At 41.1% G+C, this 12600-nt stretch carries 7 protein-coding genes; 6 read left to right on the top strand and 1 reads right to left on the bottom strand.

Features of this window, described 5'->3' with window-relative positions:
• Positions 1-8 precede the first annotated feature (8 nt).
• The 6 genes from QWZ17_RS22310 (at position 9) to QWZ17_RS22285 (ending at position 9647) form a co-directional block, all read left to right on the top strand.
• Positions 9-884, top strand: a complete 876-nt coding sequence (locus tag QWZ17_RS22310; protein ID WP_290307535.1) for a hypothetical protein — start codon at positions 9-11, stop codon at positions 882-884.
• Between the two features lie 380 nt (positions 885-1264).
• Complete coding sequence (locus QWZ17_RS22305) at positions 1265-4543, top strand: SusC/RagA family TonB-linked outer membrane protein (RefSeq protein WP_290307534.1); 3279 nt, start codon at positions 1265-1267, stop codon at positions 4541-4543.
• A gap of 23 nt (positions 4544-4566) precedes the next feature.
• Positions 4567-6096: a RagB/SusD family nutrient uptake outer membrane protein gene (locus QWZ17_RS22300; RefSeq protein WP_290307533.1), complete on the top strand. Its 1530-nt coding sequence runs from the start codon at positions 4567-4569 to the stop codon at positions 6094-6096.
• 428 nt (positions 6097-6524) lie between these two features.
• Complete coding sequence (locus tag QWZ17_RS22295; RefSeq protein WP_290307532.1) at positions 6525-7565, top strand: sensor histidine kinase; 1041 nt, start codon at positions 6525-6527, stop codon at positions 7563-7565.
• A 320-nt stretch (positions 7566-7885) separates the two neighbouring features.
• Complete coding sequence (locus QWZ17_RS22290) at positions 7886-8911, top strand: sensor histidine kinase (RefSeq protein ID WP_290307531.1); 1026 nt, start codon at positions 7886-7888, stop codon at positions 8909-8911.
• Positions 8889-9647, top strand: a complete 759-nt coding sequence (locus tag QWZ17_RS22285) for a LytR/AlgR family response regulator transcription factor (protein WP_290307530.1) — start codon at positions 8889-8891, stop codon at positions 9645-9647. Before QWZ17_RS22290 ends, QWZ17_RS22285 begins: the two co-directional genes overlap by 23 nt.
• Here QWZ17_RS22285 and QWZ17_RS22280 read toward each other — a convergent pair.
• Positions 9582-12554: a lantibiotic dehydratase gene (locus QWZ17_RS22280; protein WP_290307529.1), complete on the bottom strand. Its 2973-nt coding sequence runs from the start codon at positions 12552-12554 to the stop codon at positions 9582-9584. The genes QWZ17_RS22285 and QWZ17_RS22280 overlap by 66 nt on opposite strands.
• Between the last annotated feature and the right edge of the window lie 46 nt (positions 12555-12600).

The following is a 12600-nucleotide window of genomic DNA, read 5'->3' as shown; positions in this document are numbered from 1 at the left end:
TAACAGCAATGCAAAAAATAACTTTAACCATTATAACCGCTGCCCTGGGTATGGGTAGCCTGGTAACATCAACCGTTGATCAGCAATTGAATAAATCTATTACTGTAGATTCTTTAGGTGCCTGCCAGGGCATCTCCTACCAAAAAGGCCGCATTTTTTTATATGGCGACCGGGAGGTTGGCATGATCCGCGAATTTAAAATGGAGGGCGATAGCCTGGTTTACCAGCATAAAGAAGTAAAGCTTACCCAAAACGGACAGGATGTAATTAACCATCCCACCGGCATCGCCTATAACGGCACCGGGCCAACCTTTATAGGTAACTCCATCCGCCTTAATGCCGAGGGAACTAAGTGGAAAGCCGTAATTTATTGTGTGGATTGGAAAGCACTGCTAAAAACAGGTACCCTTGATGCGAGTTTGCTGAATACCATTGATGACGATGCCTGCATACAAGGTACCCGACCCGAGTATGTAAAATATAATAATAAGTGGTATGTGGCCACAGCCGACTATGGCGACCATGGTAACGAGGTAAGATTATACGACGCCGAAAAACTGGCTAAAGCTAAAAATACAAAAGAGGCAGGTGTACTTTACAAAAAGTTTACATGTTCGCCATGGGTCCAAAATTTGCATTGGGTGGCTGATAAAGGTGTGCTTGTGCTTATCCAAAATCAAAAAGAAGGCAGGCAATGGCGGTTTACTTATGTTGATCTTAAAAAGTCTATTGAGGCAGGTAAGCAGGTAGTCATCAGCCAGGTTGATCATATTGACCGTGCCGATGAGCTGGAAGGCTTTTCATTTATAGGCGATGATGAACGCGGAATAGCGGTAACCTCATCGCGCAAAAACAACGTGAACTTTACTAAAACCATTTGGTAAAATACGATTGTAATGGGTTAAAATATGGATATGCCGGGTAAAATGCCCGGCATTTTTTGTTAATACAAACTTAACATTTAAGTAGTCCGTGCTTAAGATAGCTGGTTTAATTTTGTTGCCATCATTGCAATATTAATAACCCCTAATTAATATTATATTATCACAAGGCAATAAATATTGTGATAATATTAAAATCTGCCACGTGTTTTAATTTAAATGCCTATGTAACATTAATTTAAACTTAACATCGAAAACCGGCGATAAAACAAAGAAACCGCTGAATGCGCTAACATTCAAACGGCTCCGGGAATAATTGTCAAATAACTCAAAAGCGGTCGAAAGCTTTACTGTCATTTTTCTAACAATCAACTTTTAAAAATATGAATAAAAAGATTACCCATGATCTTTTTGGAAGGTTTTTGCTAAAACCTTTTATCTGCCTTGTGATCATGGCACTCGCGTTTAACTCAAACGCTGCAACCCCCATTAAAATTGCGTTAAACCAGGCAATACAAATATCTGGTACCGTAACAGACGAAACTAACCAACCCCTTCCAGGCGTGTCTGTTATGATCAAAAACACCAATAAAGGGACATCAACAGATGTGAGCGGTAAATACAGCATATCGGCCGAACCGGGCGCTGTATTGGTGTTTAAATTTATTGGCTACCTGCCACAGGAAGTTACTGTTGGCGATAAAGCTCAAATAAACCTTAAACTTACCCCACAGGCCAACATGCTTAACGAGGTTGTTGCCATTGGTTACCAGGCCATCCGCAAAAGTGAAGTTGTGGGCGCTGTTGCCAGTGTAAAATCAAGCGACCTTAACCTGTCTTCACCTTCCCTGGGCCAGGCGCTGGTAGGTAAAGTTGCGGGTGTGCAAATATCGCAAACCGGCGGCGCGCCATATACCAGCACCAAAATAAGGGTGAGGGGTGTTGGCTCGTTCAATGCCAGTTCAGATCCGCTGTACGTGATTGACGGTTACCCATCAAATGATATTTTCATTAATCCCGAGGATATTGAAAGCATCGACGTATTGAAAGATGCGGCATCGGCGGCCATTTACGGCTCCCGCGCTTCTGGCGGTGTGGTATTGATCACTACCAAAAAAGGTAAAAAAGGCAAAGGTCGTTTTGAATACGATGTACAAACCGGTATCGATCAGTTGGCCCACAAAGTAAAATTGCTTAACGCCGATCAGGCTGCTTTGCTGGTTATTGATGGCCGTAACAATGCCTACCATGATCTTTGGGTAAACACAGGCCATACCTGGACCGATGCCATGTACTCTGACAATAACGCAACCCGCGTAGCCAATGTTGGTAACACCGGCAGCGTAAGTATCCCCGATGGATTGTACAATTTTGCATCGCAAACCCCCATTAAACAAACCGTAAATACAGATTGGCAGGATGAGCTGTACCGCAACACTTTTATGCAAAAGCATACCTTGTCGTTTTCGGGTGCTTCGGATGATATCCGTTATTACATCAGTGGTTCGTACCAAAACCAGCCGGGTATTATTCAAAGTACCGGGCAGCAGCGTTACAACTTCCGCGCCAACGTTGATGGCGATGTAAGCAAACGCATTCATATAGGTGCCAATATTGCTTACACCCAAAATACCAACCAGGAAACACAGGAAGGTCGTTTTGACCACAGCCCTATTCTTGGCGCGCTTATTTACATGCCTTACCTGCCGGCCTACAATGCCGATGGATCACTGGCAACCAACGCCGAAGCAGCTGGTTCAACTCAATACGGTTACCAGGGTATTGAAAACCCCTTGGCCCTTGCCGAGCGTATTAAAATTAACAGGCAGGGATACCGCAGCCACTACAACGCCAACGTAACGTATAACATTATGAAGGGCCTGGATTTTAAAACCAACCTGGGTACCGAAACTTATACCGAAAAGTATGATTATTACTACCCTACTACGTTAAGCAGTGGTACCTTTGCTCCGGGATCACAACAATCAATATTAGCAGCTAACGCGCAGGCATCAAACCAGAACACGCTTGACAGGCTTGCCGAGTTTACCTTAAACTACAAAAAAGAAATTGGTAAACACCATTTTGATGCCTTGGGTGGTTACAGCGCGCAACGCACCACTGCCGATTATTTCAGCGTGAAAGCAAACGGTTTCCAGAATGACGCTATTCCCGAAATTTCAAACAAAGGAGCTTTGGCGGCAAACTTTTCTCTAAACTCGGCCTATAAAAGCGCCTATACCCTGTTATCATACTTTGGCCGTGCCAACTATAACTACGATGGTAAATATTTCTTAACCGCGTCTTTCCGTGCCGATGGTTCATCACGTTTTGGTCCGGCAAACAAATATGGTTACTTCCCATCTGTTGCTGCCGGCTGGAATTTATCTAACGAAGATTTTTACAACAACTTCCTTGGCGATCAGTCAACCGTTAAGATCCGCGCAAGCTGGGGTAAAAGCGGGAACTTCAATATCCCTAACTACGCCATACAGCAAACGTTAGCAACACCATCGGGCACGGTGCTTGATGGCAACAGCGCGGTAACGGCAACCTACCCGGGTGGCATTAAAGACAATACCTTAAGCTGGGAAACTACCTCGCAGTATAACGTTGGTACCGATATCTCTCTGTTTAAAGGCCGCCTGTCAATCATTGCCAACTATTACCTGAGCTACTCATACAACCTGTTGTATAACCAGCCAATTTCGGCAATATCCGGCAGTACCACCATCTTAACCAACCTGCGCGATTCAAAGATTCGTAATACAGGTTTCGATTTGCAGTTAGATGGCCGCATTATTAATGATAAAGATTTCACTTTGGGCGCAAGCGGTAACATTTCATTAAACCGCAACAAAGTGGTTAAGCTACCAGCAAACAACACCCTGATCATTAACGGCGCCGAGCGTTCATACCTTACCAGTATCACCACACAGGGCCAGCCAATTGGTATGTTTTACGGCTTTAAAGTTGGCGGTATAATTAATGCCGATAATTTGGGTAAAACAGCACCATCGGCTTCACAAACCAACCCTGCCAAAATAGGCGACCTTTGGTTTGTTGATACCAATCACGATGGCGTAGTTAACGATGCTGATAAAACCATAATCGGTTCGCCATATGCTAAATTCACTTATGGATTTGCCTTAAACAGTACGTTCAAAAAGTTTGACCTGAGCGCGGCTTTTAACGGATCGTACGGAAATCAGATTTTGGACGGGCAGGATTACTACCTGTATAATGGCGAGGGCTCTGGTAACCAATATGCCAACGTAGCCGATAGGTACAGAAACGCGCAAGACCCCGGCGACGGATCATTTTACCGCGCTTCACGTGCCGGTACACAAAGTAACAGTACCCGTTTATCAACATTTTACCTGCAAAGCGGCTCGTACCTGCGTTGTACCAACTTAACATTAGGTTACACCCTGCCAGGCTTTTTACAACAAACCTTGGGCTTAACCAAGGCACGTGTTTTTGCAAGCGTGGTTAATGCCTTTACCATTACCAAGTATAAAGGTTATAATCCCGATGTGGATTACAACTACTCTGGCGCGGCATCAAACAGCACGCAGCCGGCCAACCTTGCGCCTGGTATCGATTATGGTACCTACCCGCTGGTTAGGTCATACAACTTAGGTGTAAATGTTACTTTTTGATAAATTTTTTAAGAGATATAAAAATGAATAAGAAATTTTTAGCCATTGCCTGCCTTGCCGCAACGGTGGCCATAAGCCCGTCTTGTAAAAAAGACTTTTTAATAGAAAACGACCCCAATGCCGTAACTGTTGCCGCCAGCTATAAAACACCCAACGATGTACTGTTAGCAGTAAACGGTATTTACCAGTCTATGCGCAGCGGTAACAACGTTGGCGAAGGCAGCGATTTATGGACAGATCAGCGTTCTGATGATACCGGTACCAATGATAATCAGTCAAACTCGGGCGAGCCTTTCCAGTTCAATAACTTTTCTATACTGCCAAGTAATACCTATTTAAAAGCTCACTGGGTATCATTATACACTACAGTAAGCCGTGCCAACGTGGTATTATCACATATTGATCAGGTTAGCTTTCCGGATAATACGGTAAAACAAAAGTATGCTGCCGAGGCCAAGTTTTTGCGCGCCTTTACTTACTTTGAACTGGTGCGCCTTTGGGGCGATGTGCCTTTGGTGACTAAAGAGCTATCATCTGCCGCCCAGGTTGCCGCTTCAACCTTCCGAGTAAAGCAGGATTTGGTTTACCAGCAAATTGTAACCGATTTAACAGATGTAATTAATAGTCCGCTGCCAAACCTGCAGGCGCCAACCGGCAGGGTATCAAAGGCCGCTGCCAATTTCCTGCTGGGCCAGGTATACCTTACCATAGCTACCACTTTAGATCAGGCTAACCGCACCACCAACTTAAACAACGCTAAAACGGCTTTAATGGCGGCTTATAACATGCGCACATTTGGTGTGTTAAGCAGTATTCCGTATACCGATGTTTTTGACGTGAACAAAAAAACAACCTGCCCGGAGCTGATTTTCCAGATTGTGAACATACAGGGCGATTTAAACTACAGCTCTGGTATAGCGGCCAATTTTCAGGCCAAGGGCGAAACTGTTAACTCGCAAAAACCATCATCGGGTGTGGGCTATAATGTTACGCACGATTTGATCAACGAGTACGAAACCACCGATCCGCGCATGACCTTCTCTGTAAAATACGCTAATGACCCAATTGTAAAAGATTGGTTTGTTACCAAATTCAGGGATGTGAGCGCTGCTGCCGGTGTTAATGGTTACGGCGGTAACGATTGGATTTTGATGCGCTACGCCGATGTGATCCTGTCGTTAGCCGAAGTAAACAATTACCTTGGCGATGCGGTAACAGCTACCTCGTTTTTAGATCAGGTACGCGTTCGTGCAGGCATGCCAACTTATGCCGTATCTATGACTAATAGCGATTACGCTTCAAAATACCCAACACTTAAACTGGCTATTTTACACGAGCGCCGCGTTGAACTGGCTTTTGAGCACCACCGCTGGTTTGATTTGCTGCGTACGTTTACTACCGATGAGTTGGTAGCCTACTTTAAAGCCAAAAAACAAGCCGACTTTGGTTTAGCCCAGGTAGCAAACTTTAGCACCAAAGACCGCTACTACCCTATCCCGTTTGATGAGTACAAACTTGACCCGGTTAAGATGTACCAAAACCCGGGATATTAATTATATCCATCAAATAATAAAACGAAAAGAGGAGGGCTTGCCCTCCTCTTTTCGTTTTAAATCCTAAGGAAAAAAATGCTGTAGGTTTTCAATTAAATTGCCAGTACACTCGTCGCGGTTGTCATAGTATTACTACCACTTGTCTGTGTAGGATCGGTTGGCCGATCTGTTAAAAATGTGTTCTTTGATTGAAATTTAAAAATTTTTTTTACGTTGACTAAGCCGGTTGTTTTGCTCTTTTTCATGATCGTTTGGGTTTTATGATCACAAATTGCTATAATAAAACAGGCCTAAAGAAAATCCTTTACCAACTCAAAAATACCCTATACCAACAACGGAAATATCAGTATCTTTCATCCCAAACTATGTATAGATTAAGTTTAATGAGGCCGTTTTTGAAATTGCTCCGGATTCATATTATTTGTTGGGTGCTATTTATTACTTACGAGGTTTTGCTGGGCTTTACCGCTCAGGGAAGAGTGATTTCGGCCTTTACTTTCGCCGAATATGCAGCTCATTATGCTGTCAATATTTGCTTTTTTTACGTTCATGGGTACCTGACGTATCCATTAGTGGCAAATAGAAAAACGCCAGGCAGATATTTTTTGATATTGTTGCTTATTGCTGTTGAATTTGTGGTGTATGTAGGAGCAATGAAATTTGTTGCCTACTTGTTATATGAAATTAATGACCCCAAATTTATATTTCTTAATGTTTACTATTGGGGGTATTTATGGAGATTTATTTATTTTATGCTCATCGGCACGGCAATTTACTATACACGCACAGCGTTTAAGCACGAAACGAGAATTGTAATCCTGGAAAACGAAAGAATCAACAACTTATTAGATCAACAATTATTAGAAAATAAGCTGATCAAATCTGAAAACGCCTGGCGCCAATCACAGCTTAACCCTCATTTTTTATTTAATACCTTAAATCTTATTTATAATAAGGTAAGCGTGCTATCTCCTGAAATAGGTGACAGCATTATTAAGCTCTCGGAGATCATGCGTTTTTCCATAACGCCTTTAAGTAACAGCGGAAAAATTAAGCTTGAAGATGAGATAGAGCACATCCGTTTGTTTATAAACCTTAACCAGTTGCGCTTTAACGATAAGCTTGCACTAAACTTTGAAGTTACGGGCGAAGAAGAAGGCCTGATGATCAATCCGCTATTGCTTATTACCTTGGTCGAAAATGTATTCAAATACGGCGACCTTTACAACCAGGAAGATCCTGCTTCTATCATTATCAACATAACAGGAAGTATATTGAGTTTCAATACCAGAAACCATATTAAAAAAAGAAAGGTTTCGAGCCATGGTATCGGTTTAGCCAATGTAACCGAGCAATTAAAAACCTACTACCCTAATCAATTTGAGTTTCTTTATGAAGAACGTGATTCTGTTTTTGATTTGAGCTTAACTATCAATTTGGCCGCTGATGACCAGGTGTTACTTAATTGACGATGGTTTGCGGGGTATTGAAATAGTTAAAGATCTCCTGGTCTGCAATCAAGGGAACGGCTCAAAATCTTATGATCGGTTTTAATGAAATGTTTATCAAGGACATTGATATTGTTGTTTAGATGTGGATAAGCCGGTTGATGGATTCCTTACGATCACTGATTTAGGGTATAAATAATGTGAGGAAAAAAGCCTACCCAACGGAAAAAGAACCTAAATCAGCCCAGGAGATATCTGTATCTTCCATCCAAATTATGCATACATTAAGTTTAATAAGTTCTTTTTTGAAATCTATAAGAGTTCACATTCTTTGTTGGGCCTTGTTTATTATATATGAGGTTTTAGTTATCATCACCCTAAACGGAACAGGAACCGTTGCAGATTATATCTGTCATTATATAGTAAACATCGCCTATTTTTATATCCATGGTTATTATGTATACCCTTTAGTTGCCCGGCAAAAAAAACCCGCAAGGTATTTTTTAACATTGTTATTAATTGGGGTTGAGTTTGTAATATACCAGAGCTTTATGAGGCTTACGGCCTATGTGTTGTATCAAACAAATGGCGGTAAATTTGAGTATGCAAACATCTATTATTTGAAATACACATGGCGGTATGTTTACTTTTTGTTTATCAGCACAGCTGTTTATTACATTAGAACAGCGTTAAAACATGAAACCAAAATTGTAAGCCTCGAAAACGAAAGAATTAACAATTTATTAGACCAACAATTATTAGAAAATAAGCTAATCAGATCCGAAAACGCTTGGCGGCAATCGCAGTTAAACCCACATTTTCTGTTTAATACGTTAAACCTTATTTATAATAAAGTTACCTCGGGAGCGCCCAATGCCGGTGATAGTATTATTATACTTTCGGAAATTATGCGTTTTTCTATTACGCCGCTATCAAGCGGAGGGAAAATTAAGCTGGAAGATGAGATAGAGCACATACGTTTGTTTATTAAAATGAACCAGCTACGGTTTGACGACAGGCTGGCTTTAACCTTTGAAGTTACGGGAGAAGAAATGGATTTATTAATAAATCCGTTATTACTTATAACTTTAGTTGAAAATGTATTTAAATACGGCGACCTTTACAACGAAGCCGCCCCTGCTTCTATTATTATAAACATAACAGGAAGTATTTTGAGCATTAAAACTCATAATTATATTAAAAAAAGTAAAGTAACAAGTCATGGTATTGGGTTGTCTAATGTAACAGATAGACTAAAAACCTATTACCCGGATCAATTTGAGTTTTTTTTTAAAGAGCATGATTCTGTTTTTGATTTGAGTTTAACTATCAATTTAACCGCTAATGACCACATGTTACATAATTGATGATGAATTACATGCTATAGAGATATTAAAGGGATATATTGAAAGAACCCCCGAACTGCAGCTAATTGGTACCGCTCAAAATCCGCTCATTGGCTTTAACGAAGTTTTGGCAGGGAACATTGATATTACCTTTTTAGATGTGGATATGCCCGAATTATCGGGCCTTGAAGTAGCCGACCTTATCAACAAACACACCGCTATTGTTTTTACTACCGCGTTTGCCAGCTACGCGGTAGAAGTATTTGAAAAAAACGTTTCTGATTTTTTATTAAAGCCAATTTCATTTGAAAAGTTTATTAAAGCCGTAAACCGGGTAAAAAATAAGCTTCAGGCTAAAGAAGCCCCTAAGGTAGAAGCCCCCGATCATATTTATATTAATCCCGGTATTAAAGGCAAAATGACCAGGATTAATCTAAAAGATATCACCTATATTGAAGGGTTGCAAAATTACATTCTCATTTATACCGAAGATAACAAATACCTTACCTACCTCACCATGAAAGAGATTGAGGCAGGTATAGGTGACAAGTATTTTAAGCGCATCCACAAATCATACATTGTTAACCTGGATAAAATCGCATCTATTGAACGTGGCAAAGTGATCATTAAGCCTAAAATTGAACTAAACATAGGCTTAATGTATAAGGACGCTTTTTTTGAACAGATCCGGCTAAAAACCATTAGTTCGGCCCGTACCCTGAACAACAACAGCCCTTTGCCTGGCGATGAGGGATAACTTATGCTTATGAACCAGGTAATAAATAACCCCCTCCTTTTTACGCTGGTCATCGGCAAATAACCTGTTAAAATGCATGTGCAGGATACTTGAATAATAATCCTCCATGTTTTGGTACCCGGCTATTGCAAGTTTATCAAAGTATGCCCTTGCGGTACTTTTTAGTATGCTGAGGTCTTTATCAAGGCAGGTTAAATCGGCATCAAAGGCATACATGATATTTTGTTTCTCTAACCGATACTTTTTATCCATTTGTACTTTCAGGTTTTTAGAGCCGCCGCCTTCGTTTAAAAAATAGGACGCTATTTCATCTAAAAAATGAATTTCATGGTCGATATCCATAGCCATGCTTTCTAATAAAGCAGAACAGCTTACCGCGGCAAACTGAAGATCGGTAAGGTCAATTTTTTCGCGCTCTTTCCCCGTTAGGTAATTCAAAACCAGGTTACTGCTCGCCTGGAAAACGGCTTCGGCTTCTTCAATAAGTTTATACCGTTCCAGTTCGCGGTTATAGGTTTCCAGCACCACAGAACCAAACTTGTCTTTAAACCTATCGGTATTAATCACCTGGTTAAATTCTTTCAGGATCAAATCGCCCTGGTTTGATTTTATCCTGATGCGCAAATGATTCTCGGGATCTTTATAGCGTACAAAAAACCACTCATCGGCAATTTTTTGTTTTTTAAGCCGGCTTAGTATCTGCGTTAGTCCGGTGGTTAAAAACTCATTTGCAGTGTTTTTGTGGCAATAAAGCTTTACATAAAACCATTCCTCGCCGGGGTTAAAGTTTCTTTGGGCAATAGCCGGTATGGTAGCCAGCATTAAATCTGCCGGCGATTTGTAAACCTTTTGATTGTTTAACAGGCTAACAACAAACTGATTTACTATTTCATCGCCGTTTTCATTTACTACAGCGGCTTCTGTTTTATCAACAAAAGCCTCCTTCAGGGTCAGCTTTTTACTTTGTTTGCAAACATTTAAAAACATTTTCATGTCGCCGATGCTCAATTGGTTAAATACCAAATGATTGTCGTGCTCAACCACCGCAAAATATTGAGGTAGGTTAAGCTCCTGTAATTTGGCCAGCATAGCATCTGTATTTGAGGCAAGCGCCAGGCGATCATCGTCAGAAATTGTCCATAAGGCGGCCGATAATATAGTGCCTTTATATTCAACCCTTGGATAAAAACCCAGGCCTGGTATTAATTGCTGAAAATTAAACGTTAAGCTGCCTTTTACCCCCTGAAACTGCAAATCGCCCAGGAAGCGGATGATGGCATTTGATGAGCGGGTAAAATTATAGGCCGAATTAAACCGTGGTATAACCCTTTTATTGAGGCGTTTTGAAAACAGGATTACCTCATTATTGAAAACGCGTACATAAAGATCATTCAAATCAAGCACCTGCTCCTTATCCCTCACGGAATGTACAAGCACCGGGATTTCATAATTGTAAAAGGATGCCCTTACGTTAATATTTGCGGCATGCTCATCTGGCATAAAAGAAACCTCGGCAAATACCACATCTGGATTTGATGATTGTTCGGCTTGTGCAATTTGTTGGCAGCTTTGTTGTACCTCGGCATTATCAACCGAAAAACGTGAGTACAAGTAAAACCCATTAGCGCCTCCGGCTTCCTCAACCAGTAGCTTTTCTTCCACTTTTTTAAATACCATTTGAAGCGCCGGCGGTAAGGGGCTTTTGGAAGTGGTTATTCCTGCAAGGTCATTATCGGTTAGTTCAACAACGCGTTTTGCCTGGGTAAGCTTGTTAACTAAAAGCCGGTGAACGTTGGTCCATTTAAGGGTTTGCTGTGCTGCCGGCTGCTCAAAAGTAAGTTCACTCATAATTGAGCAAACGTTAATATCGGCATCTAATGAGTTATACCCCAAACCATATTCCGGATCAAGCGCTAATAATAGCGGGATGCTTTTTTGATCGTACTTGGCGGTGAATTTTTCTTTAAAAAGCGTAAGCCCTGCCACCTCTTGCTCAATATGTAAGGCGTTCAACGAATGCAGCGCGGTAAAAATAGGCTGTTGCAGGCTTTGGGGCAGGCTAATCTTTGCCATTGATTTTGATAACGCGTAATAGTTATGCCTAAAAAAAGGAAGCTTCCGAAACTCTTTTTGTGGCAGCAACCGGCCAATATTCGCTGTTATGTTTTGCGCAGGTTGATAGCCAATTTCATGGAACATATCTAACATGCAGCTTAAAGCGGAGCTATCATATTGTTTTAACCTGTTGCCCCAAAAATTGCCGGATATGTTAGCATTAAGTTCGCTATATAAAATTTGCTGGTCTGTTAAAGTTTCCAGTAAAGCCTCCGGCTCGGTATCATAACCGCTTAAAAAATCAATTAGTTCAACACCGGTGCGGTCCCGGTCAAAAAAGGCTATTAGATCTTCAATAAAGTGATTTTTTTCTACAGATAATATTTCGGCAGGTTCTGTTGATGGCAATCGCGAATTATAAATGTAACGGTAATCGTTATTGGTTTTATAAAGGGTTTTATTAAGGTGGTATTTTAAATCCTCGGGCTCATCAACAGGCAAACCATCGGCCAGGTAGCTAAGCAGCGCAAAATCGGGTAATAAAAGCACTTCGTTGTTTAAGCCGGATGGAATAACGGTTTTCTGATCGGTAGTATCGGTCCATGAACCATTATAGCAGGTGGAAAACAGGCCAAATGGCGTTGGCCTGAAACACATCCTGTTCCAGTATTTAAAAAGGGTGAACTTTTGTTTTTCATTAAGGCACTCCCAATCCCAGCCGGCTTTTTCAAACTCTTCCCATAGCGGGATGCTTGCCATGAATATAGCAGCCTTTACGTAATCGGTGTTTAGCTTTTGTTTGATGGAATCTTCGCTAAAATCTGTTATGTTCAAAACCGGGGTTCTTAACATAAAGTAGGGGGATATGGCTATATTTTCCAATTTGAATTATAAGATA

It is taken from the genome of Mucilaginibacter flavus (assembly GCF_030409315.1).
Lineage (GTDB): Bacteria > Bacteroidota > Bacteroidia > Sphingobacteriales > Sphingobacteriaceae > Mucilaginibacter > Mucilaginibacter flavus.
This window is presented reverse-complemented; position numbering and strand designations above follow the sequence as displayed.